Raw genomic sequence first — 20,898 nt, forward strand, 5'->3', positions numbered from 1 at the left:
TCATGCGGAAGGGAGGCGTCCCATCAGAGTATCCAAGGGTGCTGGCCGGCCGAGAAGGTAGCCTTGTGCCTGGTCGCACCCGTGCTGTTGTAGCCAATGGAACTCGCTTTCCACCTCGACGCCTTCCGCGATGACTTTCAGTCCGATGCCATGCGCCAGTTCGATCAGCGCCCTGCAGATCGCGGCATTGCGCTGATCTTGGTGGACGTTGCGCACGAAGCTCCGATCCAGCTTCAAATAGTCCAGGGGAAGTTCGCGCAAGTACGTCATGCTGGAGAAGCCGGTACCGAAGTCGTCGACCGAGATGCAGACATCCGCATCGCGCAGCGCCTCAAGCGAGCGACGCACTTCCTCCGGGCTTTGCATCATGGCGGTTTCGGTGATCTCCACATGGAAGCCGCGACCGTCGATGCCGTGTTCCCCTGCTACGCGGGTCAACCATTCCGCCACGCCCCCGGCTGACAACTGCTGTGCGGATATGTTGATCGCCACGGCAATGTCTCCATGCCCCTGCGCGCGCAGCTGCGCCCGCGCCCGCACCGCTTGTTCGATGACCCAGCACCCGAGCGGCACGACCAGTCCGGATTCCTCCGCTAGCGGCACGAACGTGGCGGGCGAGACTTGGCCCCACCGTGGGCTGTCCCAGCGCAACAACGCTTCCGCGGCGACGACCTTGCCGGACGCGATATCCACGATAGGCTGGAAGTGGAGATCGAGCGTTCCTGCCGCGATCGCCGCACGCAGCCCTTCCACCATGGCGAGCCGATGCGCGGCGATTTCCGCCATCCCTTCGGAGTAAGCCACTTCCTTCTGGCCGGTCGCCCGCGATTCCAGCGCGGCCAGCGCCGCATGATCGATCACCTGTTCCGCCGTCGACGGATCGCCGGCAGCGGCGTGCGCGACGCCGAGTGACCCGTCCACGCGATAGCTGCCGCCTTCGAACTCGACGGGCAGGGACAATGCGTGCGCAATCGCGGCACAAAGGATCCCCGCCTGAGCGGCGTCTTTCGCCACCAGCACAAAGGCATCGGAGGGCACGTATGCGACTGGTCCGTGGGCTGCGCCTAGGCGTGTCAGGCGATCCGCGATGTCCGTCAGCAGGGCCAGGCCCAGCCGGCGACCCAGCGTCGGCGCGACGATCTCCAGGTCCCGCAGCTGCACGTAGACGACCGCAAAGGCCGCTGCCTGCTGCGCGCGCCAGGCATCGACCTCCGCCGTCAATGCACTCAGCTTCAAGAGGCCGATGGATTCTTCGTGGGTTGCGCGCCACGCCAACAATCTCTCGTGCTCAACGCGCTCGGTGACATCCTCGGCAAGCACCAGCCTCGCGGTACGCCCATCGAAGACGATGTCGCTGCTGTAGACCCTGGCGAACAGGGTGCTGCCATCCTTCCGCCGGTGCACCCACACGCGGCCGGGGTCGCCCCTGCCATTCAGGCGCATGGCATCGTCGATCACATCGGCACGCTCGTCCTCCGGCCTGATATCGAGGATCGACATGGCCAGGAACTCTTCCGCCGTGTACCCGTAGCGAGCGACCGCGGCATGGTTGACCGCCAGAAAACGCAGCGTCGCGCCGTCGAACACCCAGAACGGCAGAGGATTGCGATCAAACAACTCGCGGAACTGCCGTTCGGCGCGTTCGACCTGAGCGCTCGCTTCGCGACGCTCGGTGATATCGACGATCGTGCCCGTCATCAGCTGGCCGCCTTCATCCAGCCCCACCATCGCACCTGCAGCCTCGATCCAGCGGGTCTCTCCTGTGGGAAGAACCACGCGGTACTCGGACCGGAAATTGCGCCGGTCGGCCAGCGCGTCCGACAGTTGGACCTGAACAGGGTGGCGATCGTCCCCATGGATGCGCGAGAAGAAATCCTCGAGCGGGATGACCGCATCTTTCGGCGCGAAACCGAACAGCGAGGCCGCCTGCGCCGTCGCGCGCACGAGTTCCCTGTCAACGTCCAGCGCCCAGACGCCTGCGTGCGATGCGTCCTGCGCCTTGCTCAGCCAGTCGGCGTGCCGCAACAGCTCTGCCTGCGTCGCGATGCGGGCGCGCTCCGTCCTCTCCAGCGCGTACGTGTAGTAGAAGAAGCCCGTCCAGTACACAAGCAGGAACAGGGCGACCGCGCCGCTGTAGTTCCACCAGGCGGCCAAGACTTCGCGCTCGGCAATGCCCACGGCGACGACGAAGGGATACTGGCTCGTCGAGGTGAAGCTGGCGCGGCGTTTCACGCCGTCCAACGGGCTCACCAGGGTCGCCTGCGCCGTACCGTCGCGACCCAGTAATGGCACGTCCACCACCCGCCCGGTAAAGCGGTAGCTGTTGCCGGTGCGTGCGAGGATGCGGCCACTCTCGTCGAGTATCACGGCGCTTCCCCACGTACCGATGTCGGCGCCTTCGAGCATGCGCGACAACTCGGACGTCCTCAGGCGGGCGGCCAGCACATGGTGTTCCGGCGTCCGGAAGTACAACGGAAGCACAGGCTCGCCGCGCCCGCCGGCCTGAAGATCCCCCACCAGGAAGTCCCGGCCCTCGAATCGTGGCAGGGAGGCTGGCGCGGTATCGATGCTGACACCCACGCGTATCGGCGTGCCGTCGCGCGCAAAGAGATCGATATCCTGGATCTCGGTATTACGCCCGATGACGCCGCGTATCTCGCTCGCGATATCCCACGGCCCGGCCGCGCCGCCCTGGGCTGCGAAACCGTCCGCCACGCTCGCCATGCCCCGTAGCGCGCGCTCGAGATTGCGGATCTCGTAGAAGAGCAACCGGTCTATGCCTTTTGCCACCCCCAGCGCACGCCGCTCCGCTGCCTCGATGCGCGTAGTGCGATCGTGATAGATGGCGGCCACCACGGCCACCGACAGCACCAGACCCAGAGCCACACCCAGCCGCCTCCATGAACGTCCGCCGGGATCCATGGTGCTTTCCCCTCTGGGTTCGAAAGCGCCGCCGGTTTGTCTTTTTCGTGATAGGTCCATGACACGAAGAGAGGCTTCATGGTGGCGGGAAGCTAACTGAGAGTGCGCACGATCGGCGTGAAGCCCTCTTTCTTGAGTACGGCGGAACACCACCGTACTCCACGATAGCGGCATGCATCGGGACGCCTTGATGGTCGGTTCCATCGCAACTCGAGAAACGGCCTCCGGGGCACCTCAGCTACCGTCGGCGCATCCGCACTGCGCGGATGCGCCCATCAACTGATACTCGCAACTCGGTTTCCGGCCGGAAATGGACATCCGCCTCCTCTGGTATCTAGCGCGCGCTTCGGCTGTTCTTTTTGACGCCGAATCTTGAGGTACGCTCCGTTGTGAACGGAGGTAGCTGGCCGATGAGCGTCACGACCATTACGGAAAACGGGCACCAGGTCACAGTCCAGACCATCGAGAAGACCGATCACCTAGGCGCCACATACTGGCAAGGCCGCGCAATGTTTCGGGTTGCGGGCGAGCGAGCACGCGTTGACGTAGTTACCTCCGCACGTCACCAGACGTCCAAGAGCGCCGAAGCTTCTGTGCTCGCTCTCGCGCGTAGAAACGGCTGGGGCGCTAGCTGAACGATTCAGACTGGTTGCATGAGGCCCGTGTCAGGTCTTTAAGCCCTGGCCGTCTGGACCGCATGGATACCAACCCTGAGAGCAAACCTACATCAAGTAGATGAGTGGTACCGGATCTGCCCCGCCAGCAGCCTTGTCGGATATGCAGTCCTTATCTCGAAGTTGGTTGGGCTCACCACGTTTAAGATCTTGTGCTCCATCAGGGTCGGCCTCAACGCCAATGCATGGGGAGCCACAAAGTACCTCTTGCGAGGCGCGGCGCTCTGTCGGCACACGTGGGGATGTAAGCCGGCTGCGATCACATGCTGGCGACGCACGATGGCGCCATCATGGCATCGTCATCCGGAGGGCTACGCAATGGGAACCAAGAAGACCGCATCGAGGAAAAGTGCTTCGTCTTCGGCCGCGCAGAACACCGTCAAGCGCCAACGCAAGCTGCAGACCGAGATAGACCGCAAGGACGTCGCCGCCAAGGAAAAGAAGTCTCCAAAGAAGGCCATGCAGGCCGGCGTGCGAACTCAGCCGGTACACATGCCTGCGCAACATTTGCGCAAGCCAGGTGCTGAAGCGGACCTTGCGCTCGCTCCCGCGTTTGAGGCGCCGGATTACCGCGGTAGCGGCAAGCTGGAAGGCCTTACCGCGATCGTGACCGGAGCCGATTCGGGCATCGGCCGCGCCGTCGCCGTGCTGTTCGCGCGCGAGGGCGCGAATGTCGCTGTCCTGTATCTCAACGAGCACGTCGATGCGAGGGAAACGGCACGCTGGATCGAGAAGGAAGGTCGCAACGCGCTGCTCATCCCCGGCGACGTCCGGGATTCCGCGTTCTGCAAGCGCGCCGCCGACAAAGTGGCGAAACAGTTCGGCGGCATCGACGTGCTGGTGAACAACGCGGGATTCCAATTGCACGCCGAGCGACTGGAAGACCTGACTGATGAACACCTTCAGGAAACCCTGCAGACCAACGTGGCGGGCTACATCCACATGGCCCGGGCGTGCCTGCCCCACATGGAACGCGGCGCATCCATCGTCAACTGCGGCTCGGTCACCGGATTGTTCGGCAGCCCGCAGTTGATCGACTACTCGGCCACCAAAGGTGCCGTGCACGCCTTCACCAAGGCGTTGGCGGCCAACCTGCTGGAACGCGGCATCCGCGTGAATGCCGTCGCACCCGGCCCGGTATGGACGCCGTTCAACCCCGCCGACAAACCGGCCGATGAGGTCGCCGCGTTCGGCAAGGACAGTGCGATGGGACGGCCCGCGCAGCCGGAGGAACTGTCGCCCGCGTTCGTCTTCCTCGCGTCCCCGGTGATGTCGTCCTACGTCAACGGCATTGTCTTGCCGGTAATGGGCGGACCGAAGGGCTGAACGGAGCATACGGTTGCCATCAGCGCGGTCCGCGCTCCTCGCGCGACCGCGCGCGGTGGTCGTTAAGCAGCGAGCTGACGATGATGCTGGCGCCCAGCGCCACGCCCAGCAAGAACAGCACCAGCGCCACCACGGGGTAGCCCCACAGCGTATGCGATGACGGCACGCGCATCATCATCGCGGAGGCGAGGATCAACGAGGCCGTGATCACGCCCACCGAAATGCGGTTGGCGATCTTCTGCAGGTTCTCCATCAGCCGGGATTCCTCCAGGCCGGTCACCCGCATCTGGAAGCGGTTCTCCGCCACCAGTGACAGGATGTCCGACAGCTTCCGCGGCCCATCGCGCAGCAGTGCCTGCACTTCCATCAGCTCGCTGGCCAGGCTCGGCGAGGACAACGACTTGCGCAGGCGCGCGCGCATCACGTGCTGCAACTGGTCTTCCACCACGCGCTGCGTGTCCAGGTCCGGCGCCAGCAGGTGGCAGGCCGTGTCCAGATTGAGCAATGTCTTGCCCAGCAGACTGAGTTCGGGCGGCGGGCGCAGCCCGCATTGCGTGGCGATACGGACCAGCTCCAGCACCACCCTGCCCTCCGACATGGAGGCCTGGTGCGCGCCGTAGCGCGCGATCAGCTGGCCGACTTCGCGCAGGAAGCGGGGCTCGTCGTAGTCCTCCAGCCGGATGCCGAGTGCGATGCATTCCTCCGCGACCTGCTCCCCGCGCCCGTCGACGGCGGCGAACAGCAGTTTGAGCAGGCGATCGCGCTGGCGCGGCGGCACATTGGCCACCATCCCCAAGTCGAAAATGGCCAGGCGCCCGTCGTCGGTCACGCGCAGGTTGCCGGGGTGCGGATCGGCGTGGATCTCGCCGTGCACGAACACCTGGTCCAGATAGCCGCGTAGCAGATCCTCCGCCAGCGGCGTCATGCCCTGCTCGGTCCGGCGCAGTCCGGAGATCTGGTCCACGCGCCGACCGTCGGCGAGTTCCATCGTCAGCACGCGCTTGGCGGTGTAGTCCCAGACCGGCGCGGGCACCCACAACTGTTTGAAGGGCGCCAGATGGTTGCGGAAGCGTTCGAGATTCTCGGCTTCCGCCACGTAGTCCAGTTCGGCCGTCAGCGAACGGGCGAACTCGCCGAGCCATTCCGAGAAGCGCACATGCCGGCCGACGTCGGTGAACCGGTCCGCCGTGCCGGTGATGCCGCGCAACAGCTCCAGATCCGCCATCAGCTGCTGCGCCACGCCGGGCCGCTGCACCTTGACCGCCACCTCCCGACCGTCGCGCAGCGTCGCCCGATGGACCTGTGCCAGGGATGCGCATCCCAAGGGCGTCTCGTCGAAACTCGCGTACGCCTTGCTGATGCGCACGCCGAGCGCCTGTTCCACTTGGTCGCGGATCACCTCGAACGACACGGGCGTGACCTTCTCCTGCATCCGCTCCAGCGCAGCGGCATAGGCCGCAGGTACCAGGTCCGGCCGGGTGGACAGCATCTGGCCGAGCTTCACGAATGTCGGGCCCAACGCTTCCAGTTCGTCGGCGAATTTCTCCGGGCTGCCGTCGTCGACGATGTCCTCGTCCAGCATCGTCGGTTCCAACGAGAGGCCGTTGAACACGCCCGACTTCCGGTAGCGGAACAGGAAGCCGAGGATCGCGGCCCGTCGTGAGAGCCTGCTCTCTTCAGCGGCTGTCGAAGGCGAGGTGCGCGTGCTGGTTTCCGTCATGCAGATGTTGTCGCGCGCGGGCAGTGAGTGCGAAGTGAATGCGAAAGGTCACGGCTCACGCCCTGCTCACCCGGCAAGGGTTGCAATCGCATCGGTCGATACCTTGGGTGAACCCGATGAGCCAGCCTCTTACGCACAAGCCCAACCCGCGCAGCGACGGCGAGAAGGCGAACACGCCGGACAAGCATCGCAACGACAAGGCGTGCTGGAAGGAGCACGATCAACCCGACGCACCTCGGAAAGATCGGCCCGACCCGGAGAAGGACTACCCGGATGCGCGCGAAGGCGTCCCGCGCTGAGCGGTAGCGCGCCTCAGAGCGGCGGCACGACCGGTCGCTCGCGTACCACGGTGGTCGGCGTCGCCGCATAGGTGTCGGCGAAGATCTGTTGCCGCTGCGCGATCGTAGCCAGCAGCTCATTGGAGCGTCGCTGCTCTTCGATCTGCCGCCGCAGCAAGCCCTTGATGCCGAATACCGCGAACGGCACCAGGATCCAGAGCACCGAGAGCACCAGCCCCAGTGCGAACAGGAAGAAGCCCAGGAAGGTATAGCCGGCGGTCAGGTTTTCCATGTGCGAGTCCTCGATCTGTCGTGGGTGTCATGCGTGCGCGGACGCGCTACGCGCCTAAGTCAATGTCCGCACCTTCTTCTCGCGATCCCACTGCCGGGTGCGCGCGGCGGCGATGAAGGCGTCGGTCAGATCGGCATCGATCACCCCCGCATCGCGACCGATCCCCGCCGCTTTCACCAGCGCCTGCGCGCCGGCATCGACAGCGATCGCCTTCAGATGGCCGAACGCGTCGCGCACGAAATCGACGGCGGCTGCTTCCTTCGCCAGACGCTTGCCCGCCTCGGCACTCAGCAAGACCGCAATCGCGTCGAACACGACGGACGGCGTGCCCGCCAGCTGTCCGTCGGCGGGTAGCAACACGCCGTCATCCAGGGTGGCGCCACCCACCCGCGGGGCCACGATCTTGACGGTGGCGCCTTCCCGCTCGATCGCCTTGCGCAGAGCCCTCACCGAGCCCGCATCGGAACCATCATCGACCAGCAGCCCCACGGCGCGCCCTTCCAGCGTGTCGCGCATGCGGTCGATGATGCGCAGCGCCGGGGAGGCCGGCAGATCCTTCGGTGCAACCGCAGTCGGCGGCGCTTCCGGCAGTCCGGCCATCCCGAGCCCGGCGCCCACGCGCTTCGCCAGTGCCGGGTCGATATGGCGCAGATGACCGACGACCGCTTCCCGGACATGCGGCGTCTGTACCTTCGACAGCTCGAACACCAGCGCCGACGCGATATGCGCCTGCTCATGCGCGCTCTGGCTGCGGAAGAACAGGCGCGCCTGGCTGTAGTGGTCGGCGAAGGATTCGGGGCGCAGGCGCTGCTTTCCACCCGCTTCCACCGGCGTCGCATGGCTACGGAATCCTGCAGGCGTTTCGCGCGGCGAGTCCGCCTGCAGCGAGCTGGGCTCGTAGTTCACCCGTCCCTTCGGCACGGCCATCTGCATGTGACCGTCGCGCTGCAGATTGGCGAAGGGGCACTTCGGCGCATTGATCGGGATCTGATGGAAATTGGGCCCGCCCAGCCGCGACAGCTGGGTATCCAGGTAGGAGAACAGCCGACCCTGCAGCAGCGGATCGTCACTGAAGTCGATGCCGGGCACGATGTTGGCCGGACAGTACGCCACCTGCTCGGTCTCGGCGAAGAAGTTGTCGGGCCAGCGATCCAGCACCATGCGGCCGATGATCGTCAGCGGGACGGTTTCCTCCGGGATCAGCTTGGTCGGGTCGAGGTGGTCGAACGGGAATGCCTCCGCCTCTTCCTCGGTGAACAGCTGCACGCCCAGGTCCCATGCGGGGAACGCACCGGACTTGATCGCCTCGAACAGGTCCCTGCGGTGGAAATCGTTGTCGGCAGCCTGCAGCTTCACCGCCTCGTCCCAGACGGTGGACTGGATGCCCAGCACGGGCCGCCAATGGAACTTGACGAACGTTGACGTCCCGGAGTGGTCCAACAGCCGGAAGCTGTGCACGCCGAATCCTTCGATGGTGCGCAGCGACCGCGGGATCGTGCGGTCGCTCATCGCCCACATGATCATGTGCATCGTTTCCGGCGTCAGCGATACGAAGTCCCAGAACGTGTCGTGCGCGCTGCCGGCCTGCGGGAAGCCGCGGTCCGGCTCCATCTTCACCGAGTGGACCACGTCGGGGAACTTCATCGCGTCCTGGATGAAGAACACCGGGATGTTGTTGCCCACCAGGTCCCAGTTGCCCTCGCTGGTGTAGAACTTGACGGCGAACCCGCGCACGTCACGCGGCGTATCCACCGAGCCCGCGCCGCCGGCGACGGTCGAGAAGCGGGTGAACACCGGCGTGCGCGCGCCCACTTCGGTCAACACCTTGGCGGTGGTGTACTTGGCCAGCGATTTCTTGAGTTCGAAATAGCCGTGCGCGGCCGAGCCGCGTGCGTGGACGATCCGCTCGGGGATGCGCTCGTGGTCGAAGTGGGTGATCTTCTCCCGGAGGATGAAGTCCTCCAGCAGCGTGGGGCCGCGCGGGTCAGCCCTCAAGGAATTCTGGTTGTCGGCGACGGGAATGCCCTGATTGGTGGTCAGCGGAGGATGGCGGCCTCCCGCTTGATCGTGGCGTTCGTCGCCTGCGCCGCGGGCAGACGCGCGCTTCGCCGAGGTCTTGGATGCGGTCGTCGGCTTCTTCCGGGTGGCCATGGCGTCTCCGTTCTATCGGACAGGGGGCACGACGCGCGCGGACAGCGCGTCATCGAGGGAACGCAGGTCATGGAGCGTCGTGGGCCTCACGGCACGGGCAAGTTCCTTGCCCTGCTCCATGACAATGACCGTGGGCCAGAGCGTGACCCCGAACGATCTGCCCAGCGGGCGTCCCTTGCCGTCTTCCACTTTCACGTGGGTGGCCTCCGGATGCTGGGTGAGCAATTCGTCCAGCAACGGTTGGACGGCATGGCAATGGCCGCACCATGGCGCGCCGAACTCCAGTACGACCAGGCCCGGTTCGCCGTCCACCCCGGACCGCAGCGGTTCGCGCGTGGCGTAGTGAGGCTGGTAGCTCATGGCGCGGCGATCGCGCGTTCGATGTTTTCCAGCGGCACGTTGGTGAGGTCCTTGCCCACTTCGGCGAGCAGGCGCTGCGTGGCCTCCTTGTGCAACAGCGGGCGAACGCGGCCCAGCGTGGTCGGATCCGCCACCAGCACCAGATGTTCGTATTGCTGTTTGAGTGCGGCTTCGTTGAGACCCTTGGCCAGTTGTTTGGCAAACGTAGCCTCGTCGAGCTGCCGGCTCGTCGACTCGCCCGGCATGCTGCGGGCAGGCCCGTCGTCGTTCACGTTCAACAGTTCGAGCAGATCGTACTGGTGCAACGACACCACACCCTGCTCGCCCCGATTGCGGAACACGCGCGCTCCCTCGCCATCGGCGACCACGACCAGCGCGTCCAGCGGTAATGACGTCATGTCGTTCTCCTCGTCGAAAGTCCGACGCCGCCCCCACACGGGGAGGCGGCGACGTTCCCCTCATCAGTGCGGACGCTGGCGATCCAGCGTGAACGCATCGGCGACCGCGTGCTTGGCGCGCTCCCAGGTCAGGCGCGAAGAGCCCTTGAACCGATCCCAACCACGCTCCAGGTCCGACGCGAGGTTGTCGTCCCAGTCGCGGTCCGCGTACTCGCCGCGCGCATAGGTGCCATAGCGATACGCAGGGCGGTAATCGTCGTACTCGTCGCCTTCCTTGCGGTAATCCGCGGCTTCGAAGCGGCGGGAATAGGTATCGTCGCTCCAGGCGTAGGCGTTGTACGTGCGGTCGGCGCGCTCCCACGCATCCTGCGCGGCCGGACGTGCGCGATCCCAGTCAAGGCGCGAGTCGCCGCGGTCAGCATCCCAGCTGGCCTGCAAGCGACGCTCGGCGTCTTCCCAGGATTCGTTGGGTATTCGCCGCGCGCCACGGCACCGGCCTGATAGACGCCCGCGTAGTCGCGCTGGAAATCGTACTCGCCCGTGTAGTACGGACGTGACGGCGCGGTAGTGCGCCAGTATTCGACCTCGCCGGTGGGATCGATGCGCTCGGCGACGCCCTTTCCGGCTGCGGCGCCAGCGAGCGTGCCCGCCGCGGCCCCGATCAGCGTGCCAATCGGTCCGAATACCGTGCCCGCCAGCGCACCGGCGGCCACGCCGCCTGCTACGCCACCTACGCCGACACCGACCGGGTGCGAGCCCGGTGCGCCGGTGATGGGATCCCTGTTTGCATCTCGCTGAGAAGTATCGCGTGCCATGTGCGTGTCCTTTGGGGCTGACGGCATGCATCGGCATGCCGGAGGGGTATGGATGTGTGCGAGTCGCGATGGCGCCTTAGCGCCCTGCGGGTGGTTCGGTGTGTGCGAGAGTCTCGCTGTGCGGCACGAGCGAGGAAGACTTCGCCTCCCTCGCTGCGGCGTGCGCTCAGGCGTCGTCGCGATCGTCGCGCGGCTTCTGCTGCAGGGTGCCCTGCGGCTTCTGCTGGCCCTGCTGCTCATCCTTGCCGCGATTGTGCTGCGTGCCCTGCGTGGTCTGGTCTTGGTTGCGACCGGGCGTCTGCTGCTTGTCGTTTTGTGTCTGGTTCGGCATGTCGGTGTTCCTGATGGACGCGATCTCATGTGATCGCGAAGCCACTCTGCGCCGTTGCATGTGAGCGCGGAATGCACGCTGAGTTAATGAAGATCGACTTCACTGAACTCACTTTTCGTCGACAAAGCTGCACATCACGACGGGCATCGCATCGCGCGATGCGTGGACACGCGCTTTCGCATCGTGCGATGCAGGTCGCTGCGACGACGAGCGCATGCAACGCGATATCCACGATCGCCTAATCGCGTCCAATCTCTTGCTGTGCGGTCGCGCTAAGTCGCGAAATGTCTGCATGGACGAACCACGCACCACGCCTGCTTAGCTTGGTGAAGTCGACGCTCACGATGCACTCACACGCAGTTCGCGAGGTGAGCGCTATCAAGTACGTTCTTTCCAACACGAGGATTATCGCCATGGCACGCGCCGGCAAAGTCAGTTCAGACCAGGTCCACGAGTTGCTCCTGCAAGCGCTGGAGACCGAGCGTGGCGGCATCCAGATCTACACCGCCGCCATCAAGGCCGCCGTGAACAAGGACCTGAAGAAGGAATGGGGCGAATACCTGGAGGAGACCCGCACGCACGAGCAGGTGCTGACACGCGTCTTCGAACAACTGGAGATGGACACGGAGGAGATGTCGCCCGGGCGCGAGGTCGTGGCGCACATGGGCGCCTCGCTGGTCCGCGCGATCGAGATGGCCATGCAGAAGGGCGACAAGGCCGGTGCCGAGCTCGTCGCGGCCGAGTGCGTGGTGCTGGCCGAAACCAAGGACCACCAGAACTGGGAGCTCATCGGCAAGGTGGTGGAACACGACCGCACCCTGGCCAAGATCCTGGAGCCAGCCTACAAGGCGGTCGAAAGCGACGAGGACCACCACCTCTACCACACGATGGGATGGTGCCGGGAGTTGTGGATTCAGTCCCTTGGCATGCCCGCAGTGCTGCCGCCGCCGGAAGAGGTCAAGAAAGTGGAAACCGCCATTGGCGCGTCGCGTGCCGAGCAGAGCCGCGACGAGATGCTGGGTCGCAAGCATTGAAGCTGCCGGGCGACCGGCATTGATCCGGCGCGGGGGCGGTCAGCGATCGCCCTTGCTGCCGATGAAGGTGATCTCGCCCGAGGTTTCCAGGACCGCCAGCTCCACATCGGCGAGCGTCGCGTAACCGGCAGACCGTCGCGCGATGGCGAAATCCTGTTCGCTCACCGCCTGTCGCTGCAACTCGTCGCGGAACAGCTCGCCGTGCCGCACCAGGATGACCGGCCGACCTTCCACCCAGCGGTCGAAGCGCCGGCTTCTGGCGGAAAGCCGCCCTACCGCCCAGTTCATCGCCAACAGGGTCGCGGCGAGGATCAGCCCACCGAGCAGCGAGGTGTCGCTGCCGATGAGGGAGTTCTGTACCGCCGTGCCCAGCAGCACCACGACCAGCAGGTCGAAGGGCGTGAACTGTCCGATGGTACGCTTTCCGGTGACGCGAACCATCAGCAGCACCGCGACATACACCGCGACCGCCCTGAGGACGAATTCCCACCATGGCATGCCGAGTTCGAACAGGCTTCGCACTACGCCGGTCATGTCGCCGCACCTTTCTTCACGGCCGGCCCGCGGCGCGTTCGTTGCCGGCGACCGTGTAGGCAGGCGGAGCGTAGAAGTTGACCGTCTTAAGCGGCGTGCGCCCGGTCGCCCTGATCTCGTGCACTTCGCCCCGCTCGATCAGCAGCAGACTGCCGGGTTTGAGGACCCGTCGCGCGCCCTCCACGATGGCGAGGCCATTGCCCGCCATCACGAACAACCACTGGTCTGCACCCCGGTGACAGTTGTGCGGCCCGCCCTCGCGGCCGCCCGGCGGGATCACCATTTGCGCGGCCTGGACGCCATGGCATGTGAAGATGGGCAGGAAGCCCTTGCCCATGCGGAGATGTCGGGATTTCATTGGCTCACGTCAGGACGGATGCAGTTCAAGCTTGCGACGGATTGCGTCAGGATCCTGTGAGCGCGAGGGCGCTTTCTTTGGACGAACTATGCTTCGGTTTGCTCAGCGAGCAGCAGGGCGTCGTCCACCTCCACGCCAAGGTAGCGGACGGTACTCTCAATCTTGCTGTGCCCAAGCAACAGTTGGACAGCACGCAGGTTCTTGGTCCGTTGATAGATGAGTGATGCCTTGGTGCGACGCATGGAGTGCGTGCCGTAGTTCACGGGATCCAGATCGATGCTTGAGACCCAGGCCTTCACTAGACGGGCGTACTGGCGCGTAGACAGATGAGGAGAGCCACGCTGACCGCCTGGAAAGAGGTGATCGTCTAGCCCGAGCTTTTGGCTATCGATCCATGTAGCCAAGGCCTCTCTGGTCTGTTGAGTGATCTCGAACTGTACGGGATGCTTCGTCTTCCGTTGGATGACGCATCCTCGAGTACCAATGTGGGAGCCATGTGCAACGTCACGGACGCGTAGTCCAACCAGATCGCACGCCCGAAGCTTGCTATCGATTGCGAGATCAAAGAGTGCCAGCTGACGCTTATCCCCCTTCAGCTGAAGCCGGACCCTGACTGACCAGATTTCCTTAAGCTTGAGTGGCGCCTTCTGGCCGACGATCTTGCCAAGGTTCCAAGCCGGCCGAGCCGGAGAGTGATTGGTGAAGCCCTTCATAGCTGTCTCCTATTCCCGGATGGGAAGGAGAGGCTCAAGTTGCCTATGTGTTGTAGTCGTTATGAACCCGCGGGGTGGTCAGCCGTGGCAGCTTCCGACCCATGGCAGTCATTGCTGCCCATGTCCAGCCAGACTTGGGTACCGGCTCCTTTTCGCTTAAACCAGACGCGAGCCGCACTTCGACTTTCCTGCCTGCTAGGCAGCTGTGAGGCATGTCTAACGCTGTCTTTGCATGCCTGAATAAATACTTAATATCGAGCTCGTAGCGTTTTTCGATTCTTGAAAAATATGGGGTCGATTCTATCTGCGGAATGGGCGGCGTATCGGCTGCCCTCATACGCTAATAGGAGACCCCTGCCATGAAGAATTTAGTTCGCTCTTCCCCATGGGCTGGCCAAGGTGTTGCGCATGACCCGATCAAGCAAGTACTCGACCGACTTTTCGAAGGGAGCCTGTTCCAAAACGACTCTACGGATGAGTCCTCAGTGGTCACCAGCCAATGGGTGCCCCGTGTAGACATCAAGGAAGAAACTGATCGTTTCGTGCTCTTTGCCGATTTGCCCGGCGTCGATCCTCAGGAGATCGATGTGCAAATGGAAAAAGGCATGCTGACGATTAAAGGCGAGCGACGTAGCGAAGAGAGGCTCGAGACAGATAGCTTCTCGCGCATTGAGCGCCGCCACGGCAGTTTCTACCGCCGGTTCGCCTTGCCCGACAGCGCCGATCCCGATGGCATCACTGCCTCTGGTCACAATGGCGTGTTGCAGATCGTCATTCCCAAGCGCCCGGAAACCACGCCTCGGCGCATTCAGGTGGGCGCGGTATACAACTCGTGATGCCGACTTTCGTTGCCCGGGCTTGGCCCGGGCAGCGAGCTCGTCGAGGAGGAACGGTCGTGGACAGAGAGAATGAAGAGGTCATTTGCGACCTGCAAGCGCAGGTCTATGTGCTGCGGGTTGCCTTGCAGGCCTTAGCCCGCGCTCATGGAGATTCAAAGACACTGCTGGCGAGTTGGCGCGAAGCATTGGAGATTGCCTCCTTAGGCCCGGTAGTGCCTGCCTATGCGCGTCGCAGCGAATATCTTGCCGAGCGGTGCGAGGCATTTGCCGAGGATTGGACAGCGGAGTTGGCCGACCTGGCCGTGCCGCGACACGGAACAACCAATTAACTCCTCGTGACGCAGGGGGCTGAGGCAATTGGTCGATCTCCTTCGCGTAGGAGATGGCCGAGCAGACGGAGGCCTAGGTAGCAAACGGCTCCCAGGCGGCCTTTGGGCTCGGCTCCCGAGGCCGCTTACGACCCAAAGCTGACATCTGCCTGCAATAATGGGTTGCAATACTTCTAATATTCCGGAAATATAGAAGTATGGATACGCCCCAGACCGTTCAAGCGCTTCGTGCGCTCGCGCACGACCACCGGCTTGCCGCCTACCGCGCTCTCGTACAAGCCGGCCCAGGCGGGATGTCCGTTGGCGAGCTACGCGATCAACTCGATTTGCCGCCTGCCACCCTTACGGCGCATCTGAACCAGTTGCGCGCCGCAGGGCTTGTTACTGACGAGCGGGAAGGACGGGTCATCCGGATACGTGCCGACTACGACCGCATGAACGGTCTGATCGGCTTCCTGACGGAGAACTGCTGCGGAGGGAAATCCTGCGCACCGGCAGTCAAGAAGAAGCTCCGTTGATCCGCATTCCAGAGGTACGACATGACCGACAAGACCTACAACGTACTGTTCCTATGCACCGGCAACTCTGCGCGCAGCATCATGGCCGAGGCGATCCTCAACGTGCTGGGCCACGGCCGGTTCAAGGCCTATAGCGCCGGCAGTCATCCCAGCGGACAAGTCCAGCCGATGGCGCGTGAGCTTGCCGAGGCGATCGGCTATGACGCCAGCCAGGTGCGCAGCAAGAACTGGGACGAGTTCGCGGTGGAGGGTGCGCCCGAGATGGACATCGTCATCACGGTTTGCGACAACGCCGCTGGAGAGGCGTGCCCGGTATGGCTGGGCCATCCTGCACTCGCGCACTGGGGTGTGCCCGACCCGGTAGCCGCGACGGGCGACGAAGAAGATCGCCGTCGAGCCTATACGGCAGCGTTCGCAACACTGCGCCGCCGTATTGAGCTACTGCTGTCCCTGCCGCTGCAAAGCCTCGACCGGTTGGCAGCACAAGCAAAGCTTGGCGAGATCGGACGCGTCGGCGCTGAATGATCCGCCAGCGTCTCTTTGCCGAGTTCTTGGCGACGGGCCTGCTGCTGGTGACGGTGGTGGGCTCCGGGATCATGGCCGAGCGCCTCTCCGACGGAAACGACGCCGTCGCCTTGCTGGCAAATACCCTGGCGACCGTTGGCGGACTCTACGTTCTCATTGAGGTGTTTGGCCAGATCAGTGGTGCGCACATGAATCCTGCAGTCAGCGCCGTGATGGCTGCGCGTGGCGAACTGCCCAAGGCCCTGCTGCCGGCATACATCCTGGCCCAGCTCACGGGCGCGGTATGCGGTGCTCTCTTAGCGAACGCCATGTTCGATCTTCCGATGCTGGAGCTCTCCACGAAAGTGCGAACTGGCGCAGGCCAATGGCTGGGCGAGGTGGTTGCAACAGCGGGCTTGCTGCTGGTGGTGCTGCGGGCACCCGCGTCCCGTGTAGCTGTGATAGTGGCTGCGTACATCGGTGCCGCCTACTGGTTCACTTCATCGACCTCGTTCGCGAATCCCGCAGCAGCCTTCGGTCGCATGTTCAGTGACAGCTTCGCCGGCATCTCGCCTGGCGACGTGCCCGCCTTCGTTGTGGCGCAGGTCATTGGGGCTGCTCTGGGCGCCATGATCCACCAGCTACTTGGAAAGCCTCATGTCTAATCCCGGAGATCTGCCCAACATCTCGGCCGAACTGTTCCATCTGCCCGAGGTCGACCGCTTATCCCCGACGCCGCGCGCTATGCACGCCCCGCGGATCCTTCTGCTCTACGGATCGCTGAGAAAGAGGTCATACAGCAAGTTGCTCGCGCTGGAGGCCGCAAGACTACTGCAGGCGATGGGGGCCGAGACCCGGCTTTTCGATCCGACTGGCCTGCCGCTTCCGGATGCAGAGCCCGACACGCATCCGAAGGTGCAGGAACTGCGGCAACTGGTGCAGTGGTCGGAGGGCATGGTCTGGAGCTCGCCCGAGCGGCACGGCTCCATGAGCGGCATCATGAAGGCGCAGATCGATTGGATTCCGCTATCTCAAGGCGCCGTACGGCCAACTCAAGGCAAGACGTTGGCCGTCATGCAAGTCTCTGGCGGCTCGCAGTCCTTCAATGCGGTGAATCAGCTCCGTGTGCTTGGACGTTGGATGCGCATGATCACGATCCCCAACCAGTCATCCGTCGCAAAGGCATTCAACGAGTTCGACGAGGATGGACGCATGAAACCCTCCGCGTTCTATGACCGCGTCGTGGACGTCATGGAAGAGCTAGTGAAATTCACGCTACTGACGCGGGATGTCTCGCCCTACCTGGTCAGCTTGCCAAGCGGGTCAGCCTCCGCGCCATCTAGGCGTGGAAGTGATGTGCCGCCCCTCTCTGCCCATGTCCGCTTCTGATCCTTAGTGGTTAGTTCGGCATAGGCCGATCGAGCCGGAGCGCTGGACCTGTCATGCGCACAGGCGCGCTGATAGCATTTCGCAACATTGGCAGCTCAAGCGAGTCGCTGTGTCCACCATATCCCCACAGGCTCCGCTGGCACAGGGTAGCGCGAGCGAAGTGTTCCGCGTCTTCCTGCGCTTGGGGCTGACATCGTTCGGTGGTCCCATCGCCCATCTGGCCTATTTTCGCGAGGAGTTCGTCTCGCGGCGCGGTTGGCTGGACGACGCTCACTTCGCGCAGTTGCTGTCCGTGTGCCAGTTTCTGCCAGGACCGGCTAGCAGTCAGATGGGCTTCGCGATTGGCTTTTTCCGTGGCGGCTGGCTGGGAGCGCTGGCCGCCTTCGTTGCATTCACACTGCCGTCGGCACTTCTGATGTTCGCCTTCGCCGAGTTGGCGCCGCATCTTGGGCAAGACCTTGGTGCGGCCGCCGTGCACGGCCTGAAGCTGGTCGCGGTTGTCGTGGTTGCTCACGGCCTGCTTGGCATGGTGCGGACACTGGCACCGGATGCACCACGTGCCCTGATTGCGTCGGGCGCGGTCGCGCTGATCGTGCTGACCGGCAATGCTTGGGCGCAACTAATCGCGATTGCACTAGGCGGGATGCTCGGAGCCTGGCTTTGCCGCCATGTGACAGCGCCGGCAACTGCGACCTTCCCCGTACGCTACGGTCATCAAGGCGGAGCCGCGTTCCTGGCCGTTTTCCTGATTGGCTTGGCTGGCTCTCTGATGTTTCCGCTCACGAATGCGCCCACCGCCGGGGGGCTGTGGGCCGCGTTCTACAAAGCGGGCGCACTGGTGTTTGGCGGCGGCCACGTCGTGCTTCCACTGCTGCAGCACGCTGTAGTTGACACTGGCTGGGTGAGTCAGGATGAATTCCTTGCCGGCTACGGTGCGGCACAGGCAATGCCGGGGCCGATGTTCTCCCTGGCAGCTTTCCTTGGCGCCGAGGTGCCCTTGGGCTTTCCGGCTGCGCTGGGCGCGACGATCGGTTTGGTAGCCGTGTTTCTGCCAGGCTTCCTGTTGCTGTTGGCGGTGCTCCCGATGTGGGAGCGCCTCTCGCAAAGACGTTGGGCCACTAGCACGATGACCGGCATCAATGCCGCCGTCGTGGGACTACTAGTTGCCGCGTTCTACGACCCAATTTTGACTGAAGGGATACGCGACTCAGCCGACTTCGCCACTGCTGTGATTGGCTTCGCGCTGCTGGCATCCATGCGAGTTTCCGCTCTGTGGGTCGTGCTCTGGTGTGTAACGGCGTCTATCGTGGTGAGCTTCTTCAGATAGTCCTAACAAACGTCGCCGATCTTATTGGCCAATGGCCACACTGCTGACTAGAAGGCCGCAGGCGACTCTCATACAGGCTCCTGTCGATCTGACGGCCCTTGCGGAATGCGGATGCGGGGCGTACAACGTGCTTGCGCACACCCTTGGCGCTACGAGCGCCAATCATGGAATCCAAGAAAGTCTACGAAGCCGGCGTGGCGCTTCATATCGCTTTTTACGAGCGAAGAACAGCATCAGGTTCCGCATATTTCCAAGCAAGAGCCAGCTTTCGAAGTACCCAAGCACCCTGCACTATCCACATCGCAACTCGTGAGGCGCACCAGACTCTTGAGTCTGCTGAACTCGCAATTGTCAGAATTGCACGAAAGCAGGGCTGGGTCTGATCGCATCCAGAATCTCGAAGTGGTACCGCAATGCTCCGTTCTAAGTCGATAGCTGACCTAGAACCGAGGACGTCTGCTATCGACCCGAAGCGGACGCCTGGGAAATAGCGGGGCAGCCAGCTGTCATTGGTTGTGCATCCGGCGCGGACGCGTTGCCCTTCAGAAGCCGGGTTCGGCACATTATTCCTCGGTCACGATGCGTAGCGCCTCTACCAGCACCTCATCCGTTCCTGTAGCGAACGCGGACGTTGGTATGAGCTTGTCGGGGATGACTCCTCTTGCTCTTCCGTCACCGTTGGGCCGGAGGATTCGGGCTTTCGGAAAGCTGACCTCGAGACCAGTGGCCGGCAGCCTGAACTTCTCCGCAGCGCCATATGTGCTGGCGAGGTCGGCAGTTTCCTCACCAAGCACCGTTGCGAACCCATAGTCTTGGGAAATTGCGGCCACCAACACGGTATTGGAGTACGAGTGTCGGTTGATCAGCAGATAGACCGGCTTCGCATAGCGAGTTCCATTACGCGGGTGTACCAGCGGGATCGAGAAGTGGACGCGGCTACCCACGGGCTTTTCCGCGTATGCCGCAGCCAATCTTGCCGACGTGGTGTCAGGGTCGTTTCCAGCCGCGAGCAGGCGCTCTGCGTTGGACCTGATGGCGGCTTCGCTCACGCGGATATCGAATTGCAAACTGAAGTTGAAGGGCTTGTCGGCGAACCACGCGATCATCGGGTCGGAAAAGGAGTTATCGCCCCCCGGGTTGTTGCGCAGGTCGATCAGCACCGCCCGGGTGCCTGCATCGATGAAGTTCGCGAAGGCCTCATCAATGAACGTGCGAAACGCGGAGGGGTCCCAAGGGTCCGATGCATCCGGTCGATTGTCGTAGAACGGGCCGGGGCGCAGGTAGCCGATCCCGCCGTCGGCAATGCGCCAAGTGCGTGCATTCCAGTCGAGCTCGAACCCTGAGGGCCGGGCAGCGGCGGTGGCCTCGAACTCGGAGCGACTTCGGGCGGGTATAACGAGCGTTCTGCGTTGTCCAGCCGGCTTCGCTATCGCGATGTCCCACTTCGATGCGCGCTCGCCGTACCACCATATGAGCACAGGCAGTTGGGTCTCCATCTGCGTGTAGGCGAGGTAATCGTTGTCGGCCGAAACCAGGGTGCGGACGCGGTTCATCCATTGCAGCGCAGGAACGCCAGCCACCGACAGCACCTCGTCGCCCGGTGCGATGTCCGCCACGCCGCTGTAGTCATCCTGGACAAACACTCGCCCATCGATGACACGAAGATAGAGGGGGAACGCGCGCCCTCCCGATGCCCGGTGCGCCTCCCACTCGGCCATGGGCGGATCGATGCGGGCATGGGCGACATTGCCGTATGCGACGAAACGCTGGAACTCGCGCCGCAGTGCGTCCGAATGCCTTGGACCGTCAAATCCCTCCCAGGTCTGGTGGTACAGGGCGTCGTACTCCGCGCGTGGGCGGCGAGCGAACAGGTCGTAATGAGAGGCCTGCAACGTTGCGTACAGGTGCTCCAGTTCCTTGCGCGCCTGGGATTGGCTTAATGGCGCATCGGTGGGCGGCAGGGGAGGCGCCGCACATGCCGTCGGCAGCATCGCCAGGACTAGCAGGACGAGCACGAGCGGGCGCTTGAGAATGGGGGGCATATCGATCCTTGTGTCTTTTCGGAGGCCGGGGCTTGTCTGCCGGT

The 20,898-nt window shown here is 63.7% G+C and carries 22 protein-coding genes and 1 pseudogene; 11 read left to right on the forward strand and 12 right to left on the reverse strand.

The window, feature by feature from the left end; all coding sequences use genetic code 11:
• Entirely contained in the window at positions 1 to 2,886 is a 2,886-nt protein-coding gene (locus ASD72_RS03335) for an EAL domain-containing protein (RefSeq protein ID WP_056878562.1), read from the reverse strand.
• A gap of 989 nt (positions 2,887 to 3,875) precedes the next feature.
• Between ASD72_RS03335 and ASD72_RS03340 the strand changes: the two genes are divergently transcribed.
• The gene (locus tag ASD72_RS03340; RefSeq protein WP_155944451.1) at positions 3,876 to 4,922 is read left to right on the forward strand and encodes an SDR family oxidoreductase; all 1,047 of its coding nucleotides are present in this window, start codon (positions 3,876 to 3,878) and stop codon (positions 4,920 to 4,922) included.
• Positions 4,923 to 4,941: 19 nt separating this feature from the next.
• On the opposite strand, the gene ASD72_RS03345 is transcribed toward ASD72_RS03340, so the two are convergent.
• A complete protein-coding gene (locus ASD72_RS03345) occupies positions 4,942 to 6,642 on the reverse strand; it encodes an AarF/UbiB family protein (RefSeq protein WP_056878564.1) in 1,701 nt (566 codons plus the stop codon).
• Between the two features lie 116 nt (positions 6,643 to 6,758).
• Between ASD72_RS03345 and ASD72_RS03350 the strand changes: the two genes are divergently transcribed.
• A complete protein-coding gene (locus ASD72_RS03350) occupies positions 6,759 to 6,941 on the forward strand; it encodes a hypothetical protein (protein ID WP_056878565.1) in 183 nt (60 codons plus the stop codon).
• A 13-nt stretch (positions 6,942 to 6,954) separates the two neighbouring features.
• On the opposite strand, the gene ASD72_RS03355 is transcribed toward ASD72_RS03350, so the two are convergent.
• From ASD72_RS03355 to ASD72_RS20800, 6 genes and pseudogenes are all read right to left on the reverse strand, one after another.
• Positions 6,955 to 7,212, reverse strand: a complete 258-nt coding sequence (locus tag ASD72_RS03355; protein WP_056878566.1) for a hypothetical protein — start codon at positions 7,210 to 7,212, stop codon at positions 6,955 to 6,957.
• Between the two features lie 54 nt (positions 7,213 to 7,266).
• Positions 7,267 to 9,363, reverse strand: a complete 2,097-nt coding sequence (locus ASD72_RS03360) for a catalase (RefSeq protein ID WP_056878567.1) — start codon at positions 9,361 to 9,363, stop codon at positions 7,267 to 7,269.
• Positions 9,364 to 9,375: 12 nt separating this feature from the next.
• Positions 9,376 to 9,723, reverse strand: coding sequence for a thioredoxin family protein (locus ASD72_RS03365; RefSeq protein ID WP_056878568.1), 348 nt, complete (start codon positions 9,721 to 9,723; stop codon positions 9,376 to 9,378).
• Positions 9,720 to 10,121 carry a host attachment family protein gene (locus ASD72_RS03370; protein ID WP_056878569.1) on the reverse strand — a complete coding sequence of 134 codons (402 nt, stop codon included), beginning with the start codon at positions 10,119 to 10,121 and terminating at the stop codon, positions 9,720 to 9,722. The genes ASD72_RS03365 and ASD72_RS03370 overlap by 4 nt, the downstream gene beginning before the upstream one ends.
• Before the next feature lie 63 nt (positions 10,122 to 10,184).
• Positions 10,185 to 10,936, reverse strand: a pseudogene (locus ASD72_RS03375) (hypothetical protein).
• Between the two features lie 166 nt (positions 10,937 to 11,102).
• Positions 11,103 to 11,267 carry a hypothetical protein gene (locus ASD72_RS20800; RefSeq protein ID WP_155944438.1) on the reverse strand — a complete coding sequence of 55 codons (165 nt, stop codon included), beginning with the start codon at positions 11,265 to 11,267 and terminating at the stop codon, positions 11,103 to 11,105.
• A gap of 413 nt (positions 11,268 to 11,680) precedes the next feature.
• On the opposite strand from ASD72_RS20800, the gene ASD72_RS03380 reads away from it, so the two are divergent.
• Positions 11,681 to 12,301: a hypothetical protein gene (locus ASD72_RS03380; RefSeq protein WP_056878570.1), complete on the forward strand. Its 621-nt coding sequence runs from the start codon at positions 11,681 to 11,683 to the stop codon at positions 12,299 to 12,301.
• 39 nt (positions 12,302 to 12,340) lie between these two features.
• Here ASD72_RS03380 and ASD72_RS03385 read toward each other — a convergent pair whose 3' ends face one another.
• The 3 genes from ASD72_RS03385 to ASD72_RS03395 all read right to left on the reverse strand — a co-directional run bounded on the left by ASD72_RS03385 (position 12,341) and on the right by ASD72_RS03395 (position 13,906).
• Entirely contained in the window at positions 12,341 to 12,823 is a 483-nt protein-coding gene (locus ASD72_RS03385; RefSeq protein ID WP_155944452.1) for a YetF domain-containing protein, read from the reverse strand.
• A 28-nt stretch (positions 12,824 to 12,851) separates the two neighbouring features.
• The gene (locus tag ASD72_RS03390; RefSeq protein ID WP_056878572.1) at positions 12,852 to 13,193 is read right to left on the reverse strand and encodes a cupin domain-containing protein; all 342 of its coding nucleotides are present in this window, start codon (positions 13,191 to 13,193) and stop codon (positions 12,852 to 12,854) included.
• Between the two features lie 86 nt (positions 13,194 to 13,279).
• Positions 13,280 to 13,906: a tyrosine-type recombinase/integrase gene (locus tag ASD72_RS03395; protein WP_056878573.1), complete on the reverse strand. Its 627-nt coding sequence runs from the start codon at positions 13,904 to 13,906 to the stop codon at positions 13,280 to 13,282.
• Positions 13,907 to 14,265: 359 nt separating this feature from the next.
• Between ASD72_RS03395 and ASD72_RS03400 the strand changes: the two genes are divergently transcribed.
• The 8 genes from ASD72_RS03400 to ASD72_RS20810 all read left to right on the forward strand — a co-directional run bounded on the left by ASD72_RS03400 (position 14,266) and on the right by ASD72_RS20810 (position 19,195).
• Positions 14,266 to 14,742: an Hsp20/alpha crystallin family protein gene (locus ASD72_RS03400; protein ID WP_056878574.1), complete on the forward strand. Its 477-nt coding sequence runs from the start codon at positions 14,266 to 14,268 to the stop codon at positions 14,740 to 14,742.
• Positions 14,743 to 14,801: 59 nt separating this feature from the next.
• Complete coding sequence (locus ASD72_RS20805; protein WP_155944439.1) at positions 14,802 to 15,074, forward strand: hypothetical protein; 273 nt, start codon at positions 14,802 to 14,804, stop codon at positions 15,072 to 15,074.
• 197 nt (positions 15,075 to 15,271) lie between these two features.
• Positions 15,272 to 15,592 carry a metalloregulator ArsR/SmtB family transcription factor gene (locus ASD72_RS03405; RefSeq protein WP_056878575.1) on the forward strand — a complete coding sequence of 107 codons (321 nt, stop codon included), beginning with the start codon at positions 15,272 to 15,274 and terminating at the stop codon, positions 15,590 to 15,592.
• A 21-nt stretch (positions 15,593 to 15,613) separates the two neighbouring features.
• Entirely contained in the window at positions 15,614 to 16,117 is a 504-nt protein-coding gene (locus tag ASD72_RS03410) for an arsenate reductase ArsC (protein WP_056878576.1), read from the forward strand.
• Positions 16,114 to 16,761 (forward strand): MIP/aquaporin family protein, encoded by a 648-nt coding sequence (locus tag ASD72_RS03415; protein WP_056878577.1) that lies wholly within the window; start codon positions 16,114 to 16,116, stop codon positions 16,759 to 16,761. Before ASD72_RS03410 ends, ASD72_RS03415 begins: the two co-directional genes overlap by 4 nt.
• Positions 16,754 to 17,485 (forward strand): arsenical resistance protein ArsH, encoded by a 732-nt coding sequence (gene arsH / locus ASD72_RS03420; protein WP_056878578.1) that lies wholly within the window; start codon positions 16,754 to 16,756, stop codon positions 17,483 to 17,485. Before ASD72_RS03415 ends, arsH begins: the two co-directional genes overlap by 8 nt.
• A gap of 109 nt (positions 17,486 to 17,594) precedes the next feature.
• Positions 17,595 to 18,812 carry a chromate efflux transporter gene (chrA, locus tag ASD72_RS03425; RefSeq protein WP_155944440.1) on the forward strand — a complete coding sequence of 406 codons (1,218 nt, stop codon included), beginning with the start codon at positions 17,595 to 17,597 and terminating at the stop codon, positions 18,810 to 18,812.
• Between the two features lie 164 nt (positions 18,813 to 18,976).
• A complete protein-coding gene (locus ASD72_RS20810) occupies positions 18,977 to 19,195 on the forward strand; it encodes a hypothetical protein (RefSeq protein ID WP_155944441.1) in 219 nt (72 codons plus the stop codon).
• 180 nt (positions 19,196 to 19,375) lie between these two features.
• Here the strand turns inward: ASD72_RS20810 and ASD72_RS03430 are convergent, their stop codons facing one another.
• On the reverse strand, positions 19,376 to 20,854 hold the full coding sequence (locus ASD72_RS03430; RefSeq protein WP_056878579.1) for a S41 family peptidase: 1,479 nt from the start codon (positions 20,852 to 20,854) through the stop codon (positions 19,376 to 19,378).
• Positions 20,855 to 20,898: the final 44 nt, after the last annotated feature.

Origin of the sequence: Pseudoxanthomonas sp. Root630 (assembly GCF_001427585.1) — a bacterium.
In the GTDB taxonomy this organism is placed as follows: domain Bacteria; phylum Pseudomonadota; class Gammaproteobacteria; order Xanthomonadales; family Xanthomonadaceae; genus Pseudoxanthomonas_A.